This is a genomic window from Hydrogenimonas cancrithermarum (assembly GCF_030296055.1).
GTDB classification, from domain to species: domain Bacteria; phylum Campylobacterota; class Campylobacteria; order Campylobacterales; family Hydrogenimonadaceae; genus Hydrogenimonas; species Hydrogenimonas cancrithermarum.
Genome location: NZ_AP027370.1, coordinates 1,280,813 through 1,299,694 on the forward strand (window position 1 = coordinate 1,280,813; position 18,882 = coordinate 1,299,694).

Consider the following 18,882-nt stretch of genomic DNA (forward strand, 5'->3'; position numbering starts at 1 on the left):
CTTTTTATAATGTTTTGATTAACATGTTTGATTCGCATTTGCATGCGGTTGATGGTATTGTACATGAATAGGATAAAAATACTCTTAATTAAAAAAACTTAGTTTTAAGAATTCTGTAAACTTTTAGAGAATTAAGAAATATTATCCGTTCTTGGCGAAACCTCGATCGTCAGCGCGTCGGAAAAACGCTCCATATAGTAGGCATCGATCGCGCAGCGCCCTACCATCGCGGCATTGTCGGAGCAGTACTGCAAGTCGGCAAGATGCAGGTTGCAGTCAAACCTCGCACAGAGGTTGGCGAACGCTTCACGAACGGCCATGTTGGCACTCGCCCCACCGACGATGGCGAAATCTTTCGGCTTCAGCGTTGCAAATATCTTCTTCGTTTTCTGCATCAGATGGGCAATCGCCGCTTTCTGGAAACTGGCGGCGATGTCGGCTTTGGTCTGTTCGTCGAGAGGCTGGTTCGCTTCGACGACAAGCCTGACGGCGTTTTTGATACCGGAGTAGCTGAAGGCGATTTTTGGCGAGTGCTGCAAGGGAATCGGCATTGGGAATCGGTCGGGGTCACCCTTTTGTGCCAGCTTTTCGATGACCGGACCGCCGGGGTATCCCAATCCCATCATCTTCGCCACTTTATCGAAACTCTCTCCGAAGCTATCGTCCATCGTCGTCGCGACCACCGTGATCTCATCGAAGCTTTCGACATCGAGCACCATCGTATGGCCACCCGAAATGAGCAGCACCAGCATCGGGAAGATCGCCTCTTTTTCGATGAAAAGCGAGTAGATATGCGCCTTGAGATGGTTGATCGGGATGATCGGCAGTCCCTTGGCAATGCTGAGTGCCTGTGCCATCGCCACCCCTTCGAGCAGTGTCACCGACAGGCCCGGGGCGTTGGTGACGGCCACCGCTTTGAGGTCGTCGAGATAGGGTTTCGCCTCCTCCAGAAGTTTCGGCAGATCGACCGCATGCAATCGACTCGCAAGCTCCGGTACGACACCACCATATTTGGCGTGTTCCGCCTCTTGGGAAATTTTCCGGTGAAAGAGAATCTCTTTCGTAACGATATCGGTCACGGCGATCGAACTGTCGTCGCAGCTGCTTTCGATGCTTAAAATCATCTATTTACACCTTCTTCCTCGGAGCATATCATGCCCGTTTGTAGATACTCCAGAATCCATGGCCACTCCCCGTAGCCGCTTTCGGCATTGATATGGCCGGCGTTTTCGATCACCTTCATGGGAATGCCCAACGCCTCCTGTAACCTCCACGCCTCTTCGAGAGGCATATAGGGATCGTTCGTCGAGACGACGAGCGTGGCGCTTTTGGCGAAAAGGTTTTTCGGGGCTTCGACCGGAAAGAAACTCTTGATCGTCTCGATTTCGCAGTCGAGCCTGGGCGGTGCGACGAGAATCAGCTTTTCGACCGGTTCGATCTCGCCTTCGTTGCAGAGGTGAAACCAGAGGGTGTTGGCGAGCGAGTGGCAGATGACGGTATGCGGCCTGAAATCCGCCAAATACGCCTTAACCTCTTTTTTCCAGCGGTTCAGGTGTGGAAAATGGGGATGCTGAATAAGCGGAAAACTGACAGTGCCGTACGCTTTGGCCAGTTCACCGGCCAGCCACGCCTGCCAGTGCGGATAGTCGCTGCCGCCCCAACCATGCAGAAGCAGTCTCTTATCGCGTTTCACACCATCTCCTCACTTCACGGTCGATTTCGAAAACCTCATCGATACTCTGCGGGTCGACACCGCTGAAGTGTTCATACGCAGCAATCGTAAGCCTAGGCAAATCGCCGAAAGCGATCCTCCCCTCCACAAATTTCGTGATCGCCGCTTCATTGGCGGCATTGACGACGACACCCCGTTTGGGGTGTTTCAGCAAATCCTCTTTGATGGCCCAGATCGGGTAGCGGTCGGGGATGATTTCGCGAAACTCCAGCGAACCGACCCTGAGCAGATCGACCGGTTCGAGCACCGGAACGTTCACCTCCTGCATCAGGGCGTAGGCGATCGGCAATTTCATGTCCGGATGGGCCATCTGCGCCGTCGTCGCACCGTCGGCAAATTCGACGAGGGCATGAATGACCGATTTGGGCTCGATGATCGCATCGACGTTTTCGCAGCCATACAACCAGCGTGCCTCGAGGAGCTCGAAGAGTTTGTTGGTCATCGTGGCGCTGTCGATCGTAATCTTCGCCCCCATACTCCAGTTAGGATGTTTCAGGGCGTTTTCGAGTGTCGCATGCTCGATTTTTTCGATCGGCCAATCACGGAAGGCGCCGCCACTGGCGGTAATCGTCATCTTTTTGGGTATTCGGCCATTCAGCAGGTACCAAAGACCGAAGTGCTCGCTGTCGATGGGGCGCAGATGTTTGGGATCGATAAAAGCTCCCGCCGCCACCAACGACTCTTTGTTGGCCAGTGCCACCGTCTTGCCCTCTTCGATCGCGACGATCGTCGGACGAAGGCCCAGGAAACCGACCAGTGCATTGACGACGATGGACGAACTGCTGTTGCGGATCGCCTTTACGATCCCCTCTTCACCCCAGAAAACTCTGGGATGGTCGATCTGTTCGGCCAACTCTTTGGTCGCAACCGAGACGAAACAGGGCTGAAATTTCACAATCTGCTCTTTGAGCAGTGCGATGTTGTTGCCGGCGACCAAAACTTCGACACGGATGTTGAACCGCTCCGCCACCGCCAGTGTATTGACCCCGATGGAACCGGTCGAACCCAACAGTACCACTTAGATGAGCCCCCTCAGCAGCAACACCATCACAATACCGCCAAAAAGATAGCCGTCGACACGATCGAGCGCACCGCCATGGCCCGGCAAAAGGTCGCCGCTGTCTTTGACACCGGCCTCCCGCTTGAGGTAGCTTTCGAAAAGGTCGCCGAAAATCGACGCCACCGAAACGCCAAGCGAAATAAGCAGCGCCTGTGGCCAGTCGACAAGCACACTGCCTGCGAAAAAGCCCGCGAAAGTGGCGATCAGCACACCGCCGACCACCCCTTCGATCGTCTTGTTGGGGGACGTGGGACAGAAAGGGCGACGGCCGGCCAGCTTACCGGTAAAGTAGGCGCCGATATCGGTTAGCGCCACGACCACGAGAAGCCAAAAGAGCGATCCGACGCCGAAATCGTGGTAGAGAGCCAGCAGAAAGAGAAACGACGCCGTCGGATAGAGAAAGGGCAAAAAGAGTTTCTTGTCGAACTCCCTGGTATAGGCCAGCAGCGAAGCGAAAATGACGGCGATAAGAAAAAAGAGGTCGTCGGGATTGGGGTAGATGAGCGCCAGAAGCCATATCGCCACGGCATAGGCGTACATCTGATTGTCACTCTCTACACCGAAGAGACGCATCGCCTCGTAAAAGGAGAAGAGATAGACGATGCCCAAAAAGAGCCATATCAGGAAAAAGTTGTCGATCAAACCGATCGAAACGACGACCGCGACAAGCACGGCCCCTGTCAGAAAGCGTGTTTTGTTTTCGGAAACGATGGAGAAAAGACCCATAAAGCACCCTTTTTCAATATGCTTTTAGTATATCGGATAAAAGGTTAAACCGACGTTACGCACCCTATGGCAGTCAAACGTGAATATCGAGATGCGGGTTTCCATCCTCGTCGATCGTGAAACCTTTGTCTTTATGGGTTTTGGGTTTTTTCTTCGCGGCTTTTTCCCGTTCGCGTTCCTGCGCTTCGGCTTCCTGACGCGTATGTTCACGCTCTGGGTCGATGTTATGCAGTTCTTCGGCCTGGCGGGTCTCCTCGATCGTTTTCTCTTTTTCGTTGACCATCGCCTGCGCCGCGACATTCTGCATGTCGTACCGGTTGAACTGCATATTCTGCACCGATGCCGCGACATGCATGTTCTGGTTGACGAAGATGATGTTGGTAAGCGGAGAGATGGCCATCGGGTATCCTTCTTACTCTTTTTGGACCTTTATCGTATCGTAGTTGACATAATTGACATGCGCACCTTTGACGATTTTCACATTGCGCCTATTGGTAACATCGACCAGATAGCTGCCTGGTTGAGTGACGCTTGTCTCGACACAGATTTTGGCCGCCTTCTCGATCACCTCTTTGGGCACCTGCTTTCGTCCGCCGCTTTGGACAATGCAGTGCGAAGAGGGACGGTCTTTGAGATGGAGCCAGATGTCGCCGGCTTTGGCGTTTTTCAGGACCCACTCGTTCTCACGCTCGTTGCGCCCGACCATAACGCGAAACGAATCGATCCAGAAGATTTCGCACTGTGCTTTGGCCTGCCGTTTTTTCCGTTGCTGTTTCGGTGGAAAGAGCAGCGAAATCTCCCCTTCGTTCCGCGCCCGCTGCAGGTTCTCCAAAAGCCTCCGGTAGAAGGCGATACGGCTTTTGAGATTCTCCTCTTCGATATGCAGATGTGCCGCCTTGTTGGCCGCCCGTTTCGAAAGGGCGTAAAAGTGCTCCCCTATCCGCTTTGGATTCGGAAGCGCCGGAAGCTCGATCGCCACAGGGTTTCCTTCGAAATCTTCGGTCCGCAGCTCTGTATCGTATGGCTTGATCTCATGAAGGTGCGCCAGCACGATCGAAGCGTACATCGCATACATCTGCGCCCTGTTCTCCAGTTCCGCTTTGTCGGGAAGGTGCTGCAACGCCTTCTCGAGACGTTCGATCTTTTTTTCGAGGGTCTGGGCATGGCGCGCTTTGAGCTGAACGAGACGCCGTTCGCTTCGCACTCTTGCACGCTCTTCGAGCCATGCTTCAACCTCCACGATCTCACCTTCTGCACGCTTGCCACGGTAGGGCACCAGCGGCTTGAGCTCCACCCCTGGCTTGACGATCCGGTAGCTTGCATCGCTGTCGACATGACGCAGCGCTTCGAGAACCACCCCGTTTTCATCCAGAATGATCGCATTCGTATGACGGCCGGTGAACTCGAGTTGCAAAAAGCTTTTTTGCGCCTTGTAGGCTCCTTGCAAAGAGGCTTCGATACGAATGATCTTATCATCCTGCGGCATATCGACCCGAATGATCTTCGCACCGTTGAAACGCTTTTTGAGCATCGTGTCGAACGGCGCATGGTAACTTCGAACAGCCGCATTCACTCTCGCCGCAAAAATTTCGCTGCGGCCACGCGAAAGGTCGAATCCGACAGCATCTTCTCTCTTGAAAACCAGCCGGATGACATTGTCGTCGATGCGTTCGGCAGATCGTATCTGCCCAAAACCGTTCAAATATGTCGCTATGGCTTTCAATTCATAAAATTTCATACGCTCTTCGCTTGATTTTTTCTCTCTGGCCTATTTATAATTTCTTATATTCACCGATTATAGTGACGTATAGAATCCCCCTTTACAGGAAGAACAAAACATATGAAAACGACTCTCGCACTTTTTAAAACGATCCGCGCCAAATTCATCGCGAATCTTGTTCTGTCGGTCATCGCCATCTTTATCAGTATCATTGTAGCATACTCTCTCGCCGTCAAAGATGTCGATACGATCATGAAAACCGACATCGGTTCCGTTGCGGACGCCCTGCAGCAGGAGACGCTCTACATCGCCGAAAGAGATCCGAAAGGGTACCTCGACCCTGCCTTCAAAAAACATATCTACGACATTAAAATCGGAAAGAGCGGCTATGTCTATCTGATGGACGAAAAGGGGACGTTCGTCGTACATCCGAAAAAAGAGGGGAAAAACTTCGCCGGCCACGACTATGTCGACAAAATCCGCCAAGACAGAAGAGGCGGTTTCCTCGAGTACACCTCCGCCGCCACGGGCCAGGAGAAGATCGTCGCCTATCGATATATCGCTCCGTGGAGACTCTGGATCGTCCCGGGTGTCAACAAAGCGGACTATTTCGAAAATATTCAAAAAAGCTTCATGCTGTGGTTCAGTATTCTCGGGATCGGGATGGTCGCACTGCTGACACTGCTCAACTACATCACGGGAATGAGTATTCTTGGCCCTATCCGGGAGCTCGACGACGTCGCCAAAGACCTGGCCGAAGGTGAAGGCGACCTGACCAAACGCCTTCCGATCAAAAGCGACGACGAGATCGGACTGGCCGGCCGCTACGTCAACCAGTTCATCGAGAAGATCCAGCAGCTTGTCAGACAGGCAAAACGCAGCGGCCTGGCGACGATCGAAAAGATCGCCATGCTCGGCAAGAAGATCGATGCGGTGACGAAAAGTGCCCAGGAGACCTCCGAAGCGACGGCACAGACACAGCATCTGGCCGACGAGATCCGCCGAACCGTGGATGCATCGTTGCATCTCAGCAGAGAGACCAAAGAGCGGATCGACACCATCGCGGGCGAGATGCATCTGGTAACCGAATCGATCGACCGCATCAACAACCGTATCAGCGAAACGGCCCACATCGAATCGGATCTGACGGTTCAGTTTGCCCACCTCAAGGACCAGGCGGGGTCGATCACCGAAGTGTTGCAGATGATATACGAAATCGCCGACCAGACCAATCTTCTGGCACTCAACGCCGCGATCGAAGCGGCTCGGGCGGGGGAACACGGACGCGGCTTTGCCGTCGTAGCCGACGAAGTCCGAAAACTGGCCGAACGGACCCAAAAGAGTCTGAGTGAAATCAACGCCACGATCACGGTCGTCACGCAATCGATCGCAGATGCGGGAACACTGATGGGCAGGAATGCCGCGAATATCGAAGCGCTGCTCCAGCAAAGCGGCAATGCCAAAACGACCATCGAAGCTTTCTACGGAAAACTCGACGAAACAGCTAAAATGAGCGACACCAACTTCGAAAGTACCCGGACGATCGTAGAAAAGATAGAGAAGATTCTGCAGAGCATCGATCGGATCGATTCGCTCTCGTCCGCCAATAGCGAAGAGGCGGAACAGATGCGCCGTATCGGGCAAGAGCTGGAGGCCCAGGCAAAAGAGCTGCAAACCCTGTTGGATACCTTTAAAAGTTAATCAGCCCCTTTTTGCTATAATCGCGCCAGTTTACTCTAATGGCGCGTTGCGCCTTCCAGAAGGATTTTCATGGGACAGACCATTACCGAAAAGATTTTCAGCGAGCATATCGGACGCGACGTCAAAGCGGGCGAGATCGTTCGCTGCGACATCGACATGGTGATCGGCAACGACATCACGACGCCGATCTCGATCCGTGCGTTCGAAGAGAGCGGCGCGACGAAACTGGCCAATCCCGACGGCTTCTCGATCGTCATGGACCACTTCATTCCGGCCAAGGATATCGCCAGCGCCAACCAGGCGAAGATCAGCCGCGAATTCGCCTACAAGCATGACCTCAAACACTTTTTCGACGAGAAGGATATGGGGATCGAGCATGCGCTGCTGCCTGAAAAGGGGCTTGTCGTACCAGGTGACGTCATCATCGGTGCCGACAGCCACACCTGCACCCACGGCGCACTCGGCGCTTTCTCGACCGGGATGGGATCGACCGACCTGGCCTTCGCGATGATCACGGGCGGCAACTGGTTCAAAGTGCCCGAGACGATCAAGGTCGTTTTCACCGGAAAACCGGGCGAGCACATCTATGGCAAAGACCTGATCCTGGAGCTGATCCGCATGATCGGTGTCGACGGCGCGCTCTACAAGGCGCTCGAGTTTACCGGCGACACCATCGAATACCTCAGCATGGACGACCGCTTCAGCCTCTGCAACATGGCGATCGAAGCGGGTGCGAAGAGCGGTATCATCGCTGTGGACGAGGTTACAAAAGCGTTTCTTGCCGACAAACCACTGGCGCGCGAGCCGAAGTTCCACTACTCCGACCCCGATGCCAAATACTGCCAGACGATCGAGATCGATGTCAGCAAGCTCGAACCCGTCATCGCCTACCCGCACCTGCCGAGCAACGGCAAGCCGATCAGCCAGGCCGTCGCGGACGATCTGAAGATCGACCAGGTCTTTATCGGAAGCTGCACCAACGGGCGCCTCGGTGACATCAAAATCGCGGCGGAAATCGTCAGAGGCAAGCGTGTCGCACGCCATACCCGCATGATCGTCACGCCCGCAACCCAAAAGATTCTCAAAGCAGCCGAGAAAGCGGGCTACATCGACACACTGATCGATGCAGGCGCCGTCGTTTCCAACCCCACCTGCGGCGCATGCCTGGGGGGCTACATGGGAATCCTCGGCGACAATGAGCGCTGCATCTCCACGACCAACCGCAACTTCGTCGGCCGCATGGGCGCGCGAAGCAGTGAGATCTACCTCGCCAACTCCGCCGTCGCAGCCGCCAGCGCGATTGCGGGAAAAATCGTCGACCCACGCGATATCTAATGCCCCGGATCCCTCTCCCCTGCGTCATCTTCGCCGGCGGCAGGAGTTCGCGCATGGGGGAGGACAAGGCACTGCTCCCCTTCGGCGGTTACGCTACACTCGCCGAGTATCAATACCGACGCGTTTCACCTCTTTTCAAGCATACCTGCATCAGCACGAAAACCGATAAATTTCCCTTCAAAGCAACACTTGTATTCGATAGCAAAATGCGCCAGACCCATGCCCCGACCTCCGGGCTCATCGCCGTATTCAAAACACTCGAAGAGGATGCTTTCTTCGCCCTTGGCGTCGACACCCCCTTCGTAGACGAATCCGTTATAAAAAAGCTTGTCGAAGCGTATGAAAAAGAGGAGGCCGATGCCATCATCGCCAAGAGCCCCAATGGCATCCACCCGATGTGTGGCATCTACACGAGAAAGATGTTACCCAGACTCGAAGAGATGGTCGCGAACAACCAGCATCGGCTAGGCTATCTGCTGAAACTCTCGAATACACTCTTCGTCAATTTCCAAACGGACGAACCGTTCTTCAACCTAAACTACCCGGAAGAATACAGAACGGCCCTGAAAAAATCCCGATAACCGTGATGGAAATATATATGGAGCGAGGGAGCGCTGTCAGCGCTCCAATATCTTGCCCAGCTGCATTCGCGTAAAGTAGATAAACTTGTTGAGTAGAGAAGTTTTGTATTTGTCTTTATGGTAAATCAGAAGAAACTGCCGTTCGAACCTCAGTTTTTTGATCTTCACCTCGAAGAGATCTTCGCGTTCGAGCTCTTTCATCACACTGATACGCGGCAGACAGGTGAGACATTTGCCACTCTGGATCAGCATATTTTTGATCGATTCCGGGTGCCCGAGCTCCAAAAAGAGGTTGAGCTGTGTCGCCATGTCGCCAAGATGGGTCAAAAAGACTTCCCGCGTTCCGGATCCCTCCTCCCGAAGGATCCACCGTTTGTCCAGAAGTTTGTCGATATAATACCCCTCCTCATTCGAGGCGAGCTCTCTGTCTCCCGTCACGACGATCAGTTCGTCGAGCCCCACAACCTCCTGTTTGATCGAGGTCGAATCGACATTCCCTTCGACGAATCCCAAGTCGATGGCACCGTTTTCGATCATCTCCACGATATTTCTGGTATTGCCGATTTTCAGATTCACTTTCACCCGCGGATAGCTCTTCATATAGTCGCAGATGATCGGAGGGATCAGGTAATCGGCGATTGTCGTACTCACCCCGATCAGCAGCTCACCGTTATTTTCGTCGTTTTTGAACTCCTCCTCGATATCGTTGAGCTTGCTGACAAGCGGCGCGATCGCCTCCGCGAAGGCCCTTCCCTTTTCATTGAGCGCGAGTTTCTTGTTGATGCGGTCGAAAAGTTTGTACCCGATGATATTTTCGAGCTCCTTGATCGACATCGACACCGCCGACTGACTGAGCCCCATCTTTTCGGCTACTTTGGTCAGATGGCCGGTATGAGCCACCTCGAGAAAAATCTCCATTTGGCGCAGTGTTGCTTTCATTTTTCTTATCCGTTCTCTCACTAATGTCAAATTTTTTTATTATTGTATCATATTTTGTTTATTTTGTTTATAAGTATTTTTATACTATAATAATGAGTGATACTTATCTCAGTCCAATAATTCCAACAGTAATCCTGATAAATAACACCTCCAACAGACTGAAAGGATCGACATGGCATTTTCACCCGAAAAAAGAAAAGGTACCATCAGCGGCATCATTTTCGTCGCACTCGTCGCAGCCTCCGCAACCTACATCGCAGGTCTCGGGCCGGTACAGAAACTCGGCATCTCCCCGCTTGTCGTCGGTATCGTCATCGGTATCTTCTACGCCAACACACTCCACAACCATTTCCCCGCGGCATGGGAGACGGGTATCGTCTTTTCAGCCAAGAAGATTCTTCGCTTCGCAATCGTTTTCTATGGGTTCAGGATCACCTTCCAGCAGATCGCCGAAGTGGGTATCGAAGGGTTCATGGTTTCGCTCATCATGCTCTCGACCACCTTCATCATGGGAACATGGCTCGGCCACAAAATCTTCAAACTCGACCGCGACACGGCGATGCTGACCGCATCGGGTGCCTCTGTCTGCGGTGCTGCCGCCGTTCTCGCGACCGAACCCGTACTGAAAGCCGAAGAGCACAAAGCCGCCGTCGCCGTCTCTATGGTCGTACTTTTCGGTACGATCGCGATGTTCCTCTACCCGGCACTCCTGAAAGCAGGTATCTTTCATATGACACCGCAGGAGTTTGGTATTTACGCCGGTGGCACCATTCATGAGGTGGCGCAGGTCGTCGCCGTCGGTTCCATCGACGGCCCCGATACCGAAATGGCCAAAGCCGCCGTCATCGTCAAGATGACCCGTGTCATCATGATCGCCCCGATGCTGATACTATTGGGCATCTACCTCTCCTATACTGCGAAGAAAACGGGTACTGAAGCTGGCGGTGTCAAACTGGTCATACCCTGGTTCGCCGTCTACTTCATCGGAATGGCAGGCGTCAACTCACTGATCCAGGGATATGTCGAAAGCGGCGCATCCGAAAGTATGGCACAGACGATCCAAAGCACCATCGCCAACATCAACGCCATCGATACCTTCCTCCTCACGATGGCGATGACGGCACTCGGAATGGGTACCCGCTTCGCCAAATTCAAAGGGCTTGGCCTCGCACCTCTCTACGCCGCCAGCGCCATGTTCGCCTGGCTCGTCATCGGCGGCTACTTCATCACGAAGTGGGTCGTGGCGGTCTTTTAGGATAAAAAGATTTCGTTTCCCTTGAACGCCATCCCGCTCCCCTGCGGGATGCTTTCATAAAGCAGCGGACTGTCCAGATCCGCATAGCGTATCGTTTCAGGATACGCCATCGCCAATTGAAGCGCCGCCTTGATCGAGGCGGGGCTTTCGAGCATCGAGCCCATCATGCACTTCACACCCCTCGCTTCACACCACTCCACTATTTCCCGTGCCTTGTAAATGCCGCCGCACTTCATCAGTTTGATGTTGATCATCTCGGCCGCTTTCGTTCCGATAACCCGTTTGGCATCTTCGAGGGTGAAGACCGACTCGTCGGCGAGAATGGGGATGGGGCTTTGCGCGGTGACGGCCTGCATCCCCTCGAGATTTTCGGCCGGCAGAGGTTGTTCGATCAGCTCGATGCCAAGATCCGAGACAGCACCGATCATCTTCAGCGCTTCGGTTTCGCTCCATGCCTGGTTGGCATCGACGAGAAGCAGGGCATCGGGTACGGCCCTCCTGACACCTTCAAGTCGTGCGATGTCCCGACCGTCCCTGCCGCCCACTTTGACTTTGAGAATGTCGAAGCCCTCGGCGAGAGCTATCCTTGCATCGGCAGCCATCGTACCGGGATCGTTCAGGCTGATCGTGACGTCGGTTTCGACGGAACGGTTTTCACCACCGAGGAATCGGTAGAGCGGCTGGCACGTCTGCTTGCAAAAGAGATCGTAAAGTGCGATGTCGACGGCTGCTTTGGCACTGGTTGCGCCTTTGCAGCTTGTATGAAGGATCTTTTGCACCTCTTCCATCGTTTCGAAAGGTTTGTGCAGCATATTCGGCGCGATCTTCGCCTCGATGGTCGATCGGATCGATTGAAGATTTTCCCCCGTAATCACTTCGGTGGGCGGCGCCTCGCCGATACCCTGCAGACCGCCGTCCGTGCTTAGCGTCACACGGACCGCTTCGACATTTTCAACACGCCGCAACGCCGTGACGAAAGGCGTCTTGAGCGGTATTTCAACGGTTGAAAAGACGATATCCGTAATCGTCACGATGCGATCCACCGCAGCGTATAGCCGACCAACAGACCGCCGAAGGTACCGATGAGATACCCCATTATCGCCATCAGCACGGCGATACCGATGAGTGCACGATTATAGGCGCCGGCGAGAATGGGAGCCGAAGCGACACCACCGATGTTGGCGAGCGAAGCGACGGCAATACTGAAGAGATCGAGCTTGAACTTTTTGGCCACGATGGCCATCATAAGTGCATGCAGCGCGAGAATGGCAGCGCCGGCAGCGATGTAGCGCGGCACTGCACCAAAGTCGGCAAAATCGGCACGCGAACCGATCAGGGCGACCAGAAGAAGGAGCATCGTGGAGGCCAGCTCGTTCGAGCCGTTGATACGTGAAAGCGGTGTATAGGCACCAACGAGTCCGGCGAAGGTGGCGACGAGTACCGTCCATGTCGTCGTGCCCAAACCTCCGAGATGCATGCCGACGAACTGCGAAACGATGGCGACGGCGAAGGCGGTGCCCAGCAGCAGCCAGTAGCGTTTGGGGCCGATCGTACAGGCGCATCCGAGATCGGAGAGCACAACCGAACTCTCCACCGCGCCACTCCAGCGTGCAAAAAGCGGGGCGATACGCACGAGAGAAAGCAGCAGCATCACCCAAAAGGTATAGTCTACGGCATCGACGACGAGGGTATAGCCCATCATCGTTTCGTTGACATTCAGAGCACTTCCGACGGCGAGCATGTTGGCTGTACCGCCCATCCAGCTGCCGCATAGTGCACCGAAAAGACCCGCCTCATCCCGGCCAAATCCAAAACTCCAAAAGACGAGGAAAAACGCGATGCCAATGGAGAGTGTCGCAGCGACGTAGGCAATGAGCAGCGGCCGGCCGAGTTTCAGAAAACGGCGCAGGTCGACGTGCAGAAGCATCAGAAAGAGCATTGCCGGCAAAAGGTTGTTTTTGGCGGTTTTGTAGACGGCGCCGATCGCTTCGTTGCGTTCCCAAAGTCCCGTCTGCGCCGCAACCATCGCCGCCATGTAGATCAAAACGATGGCAGGCAGGTAGGTAAAGTAACGCCGGGTACGATCGAAGCGTTCGGCAATGCCGAAAACGGCGGCGATCGAGGCGATAGAGACGAGATAGAAGAGCGGCGAGGCGATCATGGGGCCGGTTTGAGTGATGGAAAATGGCGGCGAAGGGCTCGCATGAAATCGTTTCCCGGATCGCTCTTGCGTGTACGGTACCCCGCATCTTTCTCACGCCAGAGCGGGTGCCCTTCGAAACGGCGATACTCATGGTGCCCGATCAGATACTCGATGGTCGGGTATTTTTTCATCAGATAACGCACCAGCTCGATATTCGCCTTCAGCTGCGCCGGCGTCAGATCGCCGGGACCGTGAACGCCTCCGACATTTTCGATGCCGATACTGCAGTGGTTGAGACCAATGACATGGCGCGCCATCGTCGTCTCATCCATCAACTTGTAGACGGCCCCGTTGCGATCGACAAGGAAATGGGCCGAAACGTTGAGTGACGAAGCTCCGGCGATGTCGCCTCGGCCCCCGGACAATCTTTCGTCGACGAAACAGCGATAGGCTCCCTCCAAATCCTCCGTCGCCGTATAATGGATGACGATGATTTTAGGGATGATCCCGATCTCTCCCATTTGAATGCCGTAATGGGTTTTCATATAGGCTTTGGTGAGCGCGACGCGTTCCGGACCGAATGCGATGGGTTTGTCGACGATATCGAGCGCAAACAGCGAGACAAGACAAAGAAGCCAAAGCAGCGGGAACCTCAATACGCTACCCTCTTCTTCTGAAACTCAGCGCCTCCAGAAGATGCGCCTTTTCAATGGAATCGCTTCTCTCCAGATCGGCGATGGTGCGCGCCACCTTCTTTACGTTGGCCACGCCGCGGTGGCTCAGGCCGAAACTGTGGACCGCTTTGTGCAAAACCGCTTCCGCTTCACCCTCGAGACGGCAGAAGCTCTCGATCTCCCGCTCCTCCAGCTTGCCGTTAAGACGCCGCTGCCCCCGCTCCATCTGCCGACAGAAGGTGTCGATCACCTTTTGGTGCATCGATGCGGAATCGACCGAAGGCCGGTCGTCCGGGCCACTCTCCTGCATCTGGACGTAGATTTCGATCCGATCGAGCAGCGGGTCGGAGAGGCGCTGTTTATAGCGTTTGATCTCGATATCGCTGCAGCGGCAGGGTTGCACGGAGCTGAGCAGATTGCCGCAGGGACAGGGATTCTGTGCCGCGACAAACATGAAACGGGTCGTATACGCCACTTTACTGTTGACGCGCGAAATGAGCACCCTGTGATCCTGCAGCGGTTCGCGAAGCGCTTCGAGAACGGTTTTGGAGAAGTGGGGAAATTCGTCGAAAAAGAGGATGCCACCGTTTGCGAGGGCAACCTCCCCGATACGCGCCTGGCTCGATCCTCCTCCGAAGACACTCGGTTTGCTCGCCGAGTGGTGCGGGGAACGGAACGGGCGCAGCGGCTTGAATGTGGGCTCTTCGTCTCCCAGCAGCGCATACTGGTTCGCCTGCAGAATCTCATCGAGCGACATCGGCGGTAAAATATGACACAGGCGTTTGGCGATCATACTCTTTCCGCAGCCCGGGCTCCCCTCCATCAGCATATTGTGCATCCCCGCCGCAGCGATCAGTGCAGCCCGCTTGGCCACCTCCTGTCCTTTCACGTCGTGAAAATCTTCCGGGTACTCTCGCAGAAAGTGAAACCTCTCGGGGCCGATTTCGACCGAGTCCCCCTCGATGGGTGTCGCTTTCACCTCTTTGGGGGCCTGTTCATTTTTGCAGACGGCAACCGCCTCCGAAAGCGTCTCGACACCGATATAGGTAATGCCTGGAATGAGCGAGAGTTTTTCAAGCGATTCCACAGGCACCATGGCCTTGGTGACGAGGTTTTGATTTTTAAGAGAAAGCAGGATGGGAAAAATGGAGCGGGTATCTTTGAGCCTGCCGTCGAGCCCGAGCTCGCCAAAAACATAGAGGTTGTCCAGCTCTGTCGGATCGTTTTGAAGCGCGATGACAAGGGCGATGGCCAAGTCCATATGGCTGCCCGTTTTCTGAAGGTCGGAAGGACTCAGGTTCACGGTGATTTTGAGCGGAGGAAACGAAAAACCGTTGGTCAGAAGTGCAGCCTTGACCCTCTCTTTCGCCTCCTGTATAGAAGAACTGGCCAATCCGACGATGCCGAATGCCGGCAGCCCTTTCGTAAAGGTCGCTTCAACGTCGACGGGCTTGGCATCGATGCCGTCAAGCGTCGCGGAAAGCAGCTGCTTCACGCTACTTCTTTTTCTCTTTCAGCTCTTTCAGCTTCTTTTTCCACTCTTTCTCGAACTTCTTGCGCTTGAGGAAAGAGAGCTTTTCGATAAAGAGGTGCCCGTCGAGGTGGTCCATCTCGTGCTGAAAGGCGATGGCAAGCAGCCCGTCGGTTTCGATCTCCCGGCGTTCGCCATGGCGGTCGTAAAACTCCACCTTGACCCACTCGGCACGCTCGACATCGTCGTAGTACTCCGGCACGCTCAGACACCCTTCCGTATAGGTAGTGAAACCCTTCTTCTCGAGAATCACCGGATTGATCACCTCGATCAGGTTTTCGGGGTACTGGTTTCCCTCCTCATCCGGAAGGTTGATCAAAAGGGCGCGCAGCGGCACGCCCACCTGGATGGCGGCCAAGCCGATACCGTTGCTAGCCATCATCGTTTCGTTCATATCGTCGAGCAACGTATGCAGCGTCTCGTCGAACGCCATCACCGGTTTGCTCTGCTGCTTCAGCCGTTTGTCGGGGTAGACGACTATCGGTCGTATCATTTGTTAAATCTCCACATCCTGCGGGCAGATGCCACACGATTCTTCGGTTTTTTTCGCAATGTCAAGTCCGTCGAGTGCACAGACGATCGTCTGCTCGCTCGAGCGGTCTATGTCGATCCGCGCGATTCCGATATCGACATCGAGCATGATCTCCTGATCTCCTACAAAAAAGTTGGTATTACCGACAAGGTCTTTGAGTCTGTCGGCTGCCTGTTTGGCATTCTGTAACGATGTGTGGCGCATGAGAATCGCGAAAATTCCACCCTCGTAATGGGCAACGAGATCGCTTCTGCGTGAAGTTTTCAGCAACAGCCTCGCTACGGTACGAAGGACGAGATGCTGAACCTTCGGGCTACCCACTTCGCGTAAAACTTTGTCGCTGGCACGTACCATCATAAGCGTACTATCATGCCGGAACTCCTGGATTAGCTTCTCTTCCTGATGGATCTTTTTGAGCAGATAGTGCTTTTTATAGACCCCATACTTCTCTTCATGAATGGCATGTTCTTGAACCTCCGAAACGAGTTCGCTCGTTGCTTCGTAGGTCTCTTTCAGCTCCCCCGCCTCTTTTTTTATGATCTTCGTCATCGTGTTAAGATCTTTTTTCATCGCGTCCAGAAGCGTCGCCATTGCACTTTTGTCTGCAATCGCTTCGGCTTCGAACTGGCGCTTTTCAATCACGGTTTCGAGATGGCGAAGATTTTTATAAAGAAGGTTGATATGCTGAAGGAACTTTTTGACATTGACAAACGCATCTTTGAGATACTGCTCAAGCACGCCCTGATGGTCGTCTTCCCCGCCGTCTTCAAGCTCGAGAAGCTTCAGAATACGTTTACGAAACGCAGCGGGCTTGTCATCGAGGAGTTTGTCGAAATAGGCATCGAAGTTGGAAGGCGTGGGCGGAACGCCTTCGCGGATCATCGCTTCGAGAACCTCTTTCGCATAGGTTTCGAGTTCATTGGTCGGCTCGCCAAGGTTCCGTACGCGATATCTTCCGCCCCGCTCCATCTTCGCCTACTTGAAACTGCGCGTCAGTACTTCGTCGATCAGACCGTACTCTTTGGCCTCTTCGGCACTCATGAAGAAGTCGCGTTCCGTATCTTTTTCGATGGTACGGACTGTCTTTCCGGTACGCTCGGACATGATTTTGTTGAGATACTTCTTCAGGCGCAGAATCTCCCTCGCCTGAATCTCGATGTCGGTCGCCTGCCCCTGTGCACCGCCGAGCGGCTGATGGATCATAATACGCGAACTCGGCAAGGCATAGCGCTTGCCGGGTGCGCCGCACGTAAGCAGAAACGCGCCCATCGACGCCGCCTGCCCGATGCAGATTGTAACGATGTCAGGCTTGATGTAGTTCATCGTATCGTAGACACTGAATCCGCTTGTGATCACACCGCCCGGAGAGTTGATATAAAGGTAGATATCTTTGTCGGGATCTTCCGCTTCCAGAAAAAGCATCTGCGCCACGATCGAAGATGCGACAGCATCGTCGATCGGACCGCTCAACATTATGATGCGGTCTTTCAGAAGCCGTGAATAGATGTCGTACGAGCGCTCTCCGCGTCCGCTCTTTTCAATGACGAATGGAACGTAACTCATGCTTCTTCTTTTTCGGTAGTCTCTTCTTTGTTTTCACTTTTGTCGTTTTTGTCGTTGAGCAGTTTGGTCAACAGTCTGTCTTCGATCATCGCCATCTTGATCGCCGGCAAAAGGTTCTGTTTCTGATAGTATTCGAAAGTCTGCTGCGGATCCTGCCCCATGCTCATCGCTTCGTAGTAGATCGTCTGCATCATCTCCTGATCGTTCACTTCGATCCCCTCTTTTTTGGCAAGAGCGTCGACGATAAAGGTCGCTTTGACACTTTTGGCCGCATCGCCGCGAAGTTCGTCGCGAAGCGCTTTGACCTTCTCCTCGTTTTCACGAAGCTCGCCCAGCTCCTCTTCGCTCATCTGTTGGACCTTGTTGCGCAGCGCCATCTCGATCTCCTGCTCGACGACGCTCTCGGGCAGGTCGAACTCGAACTGCTCGACCAGCGCCTCGACCAGTTGCGGCTTCAGCTCCTCGTTGTAGAGTTTGCTCAATTTTTCACTTCGGATCTGCTCTTTCACCTCTTTTTCGAGCTTTTCGAGCGTTCCGTTTTCATCGCCCAGCAGTTTTTTCGCCAGTTCGTCGTCGATTTCGACCGGCTTCTTGGCTTTGATCTCCTTCAGCTTGATCTTGAACTCGACCTCTTTGCCGGCAAGCTCCTTGTTGCGGTAATCTTCGGGAAAGGTGACTTTGATCGTCTTCTCTTCGCCCTTCTTCATCCCCATCATCTGCTCTTCGAAGCCCGGAATGAACTGTCCACTACCGATACGAAGCTCGAAATCTTCGGCTTTGCCACCTTCGAACGGTTCGCCGTTCAAGAACCCTTCGAAATCAAAGACTGCCAGGTCGCCCTCCTGAAGGCCACGATCCTCTTCGACAGATTCAAAAGGCGCCTGCGCTTCGGCAAGCTCTTTGATACGCTCTTCGACCTCTTTTTTAGTCACGCGCGGCGTTTTGACTTCCGGGATGATGTCACTGATATCGCCGATCTCGATCTCGGGGCGGAGGCTCAGTTTCAGTTCCACTTCGATGAACTCTTCGCCACGGTCGAATTTCGTCACAGCAGGCTCTCCGATGATCTTTTCGGCATCGAGTTCCAGCTCTTTGGAAGCTGTGTTGAGCACTTCGCGAAGCGCTTCGGCTTCAGCATCCTGAACCAGGCGGTCACCGAGACGTTTTTTGACGACCGATACCGGCGCTTTTCCCGGACGGAACCCGTCGATCTTCATCTGTTTCGCCGCCTGCTTGGCGATCTTCTCAACTTTCTTATCGATGTCGGTTTTGGCGATTTTCGCTTCGACACTTACATTGGCACTGTCGGTTTTTTTGGCAGTCACTTCCATAAATTCACATTCCTTCGAAAAAATTAATGCATTATTTTACCCAAAAGTGGCTTCATAAG

At 53.9% G+C, this 18,882-nt stretch carries 19 protein-coding genes; 4 read left to right on the forward strand and 15 right to left on the reverse strand.

What is annotated here, in order from left to right; all coding sequences use genetic code 11:
• Positions 1-131: 131 nt before the first annotated feature.
• From tsaD to QUD54_RS06600, 6 genes are all read right to left on the reverse strand, one after another.
• Positions 132-1,124 carry a tRNA (adenosine(37)-N6)-threonylcarbamoyltransferase complex transferase subunit TsaD gene (gene tsaD, locus QUD54_RS06575; protein WP_286335923.1) on the reverse strand — a complete coding sequence of 331 codons (993 nt, stop codon included), beginning with the start codon at positions 1,122-1,124 and terminating at the stop codon, positions 132-134.
• Positions 1,121-1,693, reverse strand: coding sequence for an RBBP9/YdeN family alpha/beta hydrolase (locus QUD54_RS06580; RefSeq protein ID WP_286335924.1), 573 nt, complete (start codon positions 1,691-1,693; stop codon positions 1,121-1,123). The genes tsaD and QUD54_RS06580 overlap by 4 nt, the downstream gene beginning before the upstream one ends.
• Entirely contained in the window at positions 1,680-2,750 is a 1,071-nt protein-coding gene (dxr, locus tag QUD54_RS06585) for a 1-deoxy-D-xylulose-5-phosphate reductoisomerase (RefSeq protein WP_286335925.1), read from the reverse strand. Before dxr ends, QUD54_RS06580 begins: the two co-directional genes overlap by 14 nt.
• Complete coding sequence (locus QUD54_RS06590; protein WP_286335926.1) at positions 2,751-3,518, reverse strand: phosphatidate cytidylyltransferase; 768 nt, start codon at positions 3,516-3,518, stop codon at positions 2,751-2,753.
• 73 nt (positions 3,519-3,591) lie between these two features.
• The gene (locus QUD54_RS06595) at positions 3,592-3,918 is read right to left on the reverse strand and encodes a hypothetical protein (protein ID WP_286335927.1); all 327 of its coding nucleotides are present in this window, start codon (positions 3,916-3,918) and stop codon (positions 3,592-3,594) included.
• Positions 3,919-3,930: 12 nt separating this feature from the next.
• A complete protein-coding gene (locus QUD54_RS06600) occupies positions 3,931-5,256 on the reverse strand; it encodes an NFACT RNA binding domain-containing protein (RefSeq protein WP_286335928.1) in 1,326 nt (441 codons plus the stop codon).
• A gap of 102 nt (positions 5,257-5,358) precedes the next feature.
• Between QUD54_RS06600 and QUD54_RS06605 the strand changes: the two genes are divergently transcribed.
• The 3 genes from QUD54_RS06605 to mobA all read left to right on the forward strand — a co-directional run bounded on the left by QUD54_RS06605 (position 5,359) and on the right by mobA (position 8,855).
• Positions 5,359-6,939 carry a methyl-accepting chemotaxis protein gene (locus QUD54_RS06605; RefSeq protein ID WP_286335929.1) on the forward strand — a complete coding sequence of 527 codons (1,581 nt, stop codon included), beginning with the start codon at positions 5,359-5,361 and terminating at the stop codon, positions 6,937-6,939.
• 69 nt (positions 6,940-7,008) lie between these two features.
• Complete coding sequence (gene leuC / locus QUD54_RS06610) at positions 7,009-8,274, forward strand: 3-isopropylmalate dehydratase large subunit (protein ID WP_286335930.1); 1,266 nt, start codon at positions 7,009-7,011, stop codon at positions 8,272-8,274.
• Complete coding sequence (gene mobA, locus QUD54_RS06615; protein ID WP_286335931.1) at positions 8,274-8,855, forward strand: molybdenum cofactor guanylyltransferase MobA; 582 nt, start codon at positions 8,274-8,276, stop codon at positions 8,853-8,855. Before leuC ends, mobA begins: the two co-directional genes overlap by 1 nt.
• 36 nt (positions 8,856-8,891) lie before the next feature.
• Here the strand turns inward: mobA and QUD54_RS06620 are convergent, their stop codons facing one another.
• Complete coding sequence (locus tag QUD54_RS06620) at positions 8,892-9,794, reverse strand: LysR family transcriptional regulator (protein ID WP_286335932.1); 903 nt, start codon at positions 9,792-9,794, stop codon at positions 8,892-8,894.
• Between the two features lie 172 nt (positions 9,795-9,966).
• Between QUD54_RS06620 and QUD54_RS06625 the strand changes: the two genes are divergently transcribed.
• Positions 9,967-11,049: a YeiH family protein gene (locus QUD54_RS06625; RefSeq protein WP_286335933.1), complete on the forward strand. Its 1,083-nt coding sequence runs from the start codon at positions 9,967-9,969 to the stop codon at positions 11,047-11,049.
• Here the strand turns inward: QUD54_RS06625 and QUD54_RS06630 are convergent.
• The 8 genes from QUD54_RS06630 to tig are packed head-to-tail and all read right to left on the reverse strand — an operon-like array spanning position 11,046 to position 18,823.
• On the reverse strand, positions 11,046-12,080 hold the full coding sequence (locus tag QUD54_RS06630) for a dipeptide epimerase (protein ID WP_286335934.1): 1,035 nt from the start codon (positions 12,078-12,080) through the stop codon (positions 11,046-11,048). The genes QUD54_RS06625 and QUD54_RS06630 overlap by 4 nt on opposite strands.
• Positions 12,077-13,210, reverse strand: coding sequence for a DUF819 family protein (locus tag QUD54_RS06635; RefSeq protein ID WP_286335935.1), 1,134 nt, complete (start codon positions 13,208-13,210; stop codon positions 12,077-12,079). The genes QUD54_RS06630 and QUD54_RS06635 overlap by 4 nt, the downstream gene beginning before the upstream one ends.
• Positions 13,207-13,848, reverse strand: coding sequence for an N-acetylmuramoyl-L-alanine amidase (locus tag QUD54_RS06640; protein ID WP_286335936.1), 642 nt, complete (start codon positions 13,846-13,848; stop codon positions 13,207-13,209). The genes QUD54_RS06635 and QUD54_RS06640 overlap by 4 nt, the downstream gene beginning before the upstream one ends.
• A gap of 4 nt (positions 13,849-13,852) precedes the next feature.
• Positions 13,853-15,361 carry a YifB family Mg chelatase-like AAA ATPase gene (locus QUD54_RS06645; protein ID WP_286335937.1) on the reverse strand — a complete coding sequence of 503 codons (1,509 nt, stop codon included), beginning with the start codon at positions 15,359-15,361 and terminating at the stop codon, positions 13,853-13,855.
• Position 15,362: 1 nt separating this feature from the next.
• Positions 15,363-15,890, reverse strand: coding sequence for a peptide deformylase (gene def / locus QUD54_RS06650; RefSeq protein ID WP_286335938.1), 528 nt, complete (start codon positions 15,888-15,890; stop codon positions 15,363-15,365).
• A gap of 3 nt (positions 15,891-15,893) precedes the next feature.
• Positions 15,894-16,898 carry a diguanylate cyclase gene (locus tag QUD54_RS06655; protein WP_286335939.1) on the reverse strand — a complete coding sequence of 335 codons (1,005 nt, stop codon included), beginning with the start codon at positions 16,896-16,898 and terminating at the stop codon, positions 15,894-15,896.
• 6 nt (positions 16,899-16,904) lie between these two features.
• Entirely contained in the window at positions 16,905-17,492 is a 588-nt protein-coding gene (gene clpP / locus QUD54_RS06660; RefSeq protein ID WP_286335940.1) for an ATP-dependent Clp endopeptidase proteolytic subunit ClpP, read from the reverse strand.
• The gene (tig, locus tag QUD54_RS06665; RefSeq protein WP_286335941.1) at positions 17,489-18,823 is read right to left on the reverse strand and encodes a trigger factor; all 1,335 of its coding nucleotides are present in this window, start codon (positions 18,821-18,823) and stop codon (positions 17,489-17,491) included. The genes clpP and tig overlap by 4 nt, the downstream gene beginning before the upstream one ends.
• Positions 18,824-18,882: the final 59 nt, after the last annotated feature.

Bases quoted from the DNA above. Each gene is read 5' to 3' on its own strand.
- tsaD (WP_286335923.1), bottom strand. From the start codon at position 1,124: ATGATTTTAAGCATCGAAAGCAGCTGCGACGACAGTTCGATCGCCGTG.
- QUD54_RS06590 (WP_286335926.1), bottom strand. From the start codon at position 3,518: ATGGGTCTTTTCTCCATCGTTTCCGAAAACAAAACACGCTTTCTGACA.
- QUD54_RS06595 (WP_286335927.1), bottom strand. From the start codon at position 3,918: ATGGCCATCTCTCCGCTTACCAACATCATCTTCGTCAACCAGAACATG.
- QUD54_RS06600 (WP_286335928.1), bottom strand. From the start codon at position 5,256: ATGAAATTTTATGAATTGAAAGCCATAGCGACATATTTGAACGGTTTT.
- QUD54_RS06605 (WP_286335929.1), top strand. From the start codon at position 5,359: ATGAAAACGACTCTCGCACTTTTTAAAACGATCCGCGCCAAATTCATC.
- leuC (WP_286335930.1), top strand. From the start codon at position 7,009: ATGGGACAGACCATTACCGAAAAGATTTTCAGCGAGCATATCGGACGC.
- mobA (WP_286335931.1), top strand. From the start codon at position 8,274: ATGCCCCGGATCCCTCTCCCCTGCGTCATCTTCGCCGGCGGCAGGAGT.
- QUD54_RS06620 (WP_286335932.1), bottom strand. From the start codon at position 9,794: ATGAAAGCAACACTGCGCCAAATGGAGATTTTTCTCGAGGTGGCTCAT.
- QUD54_RS06625 (WP_286335933.1), top strand. From the start codon at position 9,967: ATGGCATTTTCACCCGAAAAAAGAAAAGGTACCATCAGCGGCATCATT.
- QUD54_RS06635 (WP_286335935.1), bottom strand. From the start codon at position 13,210: ATGATCGCCTCGCCGCTCTTCTATCTCGTCTCTATCGCCTCGATCGCC.
- def (WP_286335938.1), bottom strand. From the start codon at position 15,890: ATGATACGACCGATAGTCGTCTACCCCGACAAACGGCTGAAGCAGCAG.
- QUD54_RS06655 (WP_286335939.1), bottom strand. From the start codon at position 16,898: ATGGAGCGGGGCGGAAGATATCGCGTACGGAACCTTGGCGAGCCGACC.
- clpP (WP_286335940.1), bottom strand. From the start codon at position 17,492: ATGAGTTACGTTCCATTCGTCATTGAAAAGAGCGGACGCGGAGAGCGC.
- tig (WP_286335941.1), bottom strand. From the start codon at position 18,823: ATGGAAGTGACTGCCAAAAAAACCGACAGTGCCAATGTAAGTGTCGAA.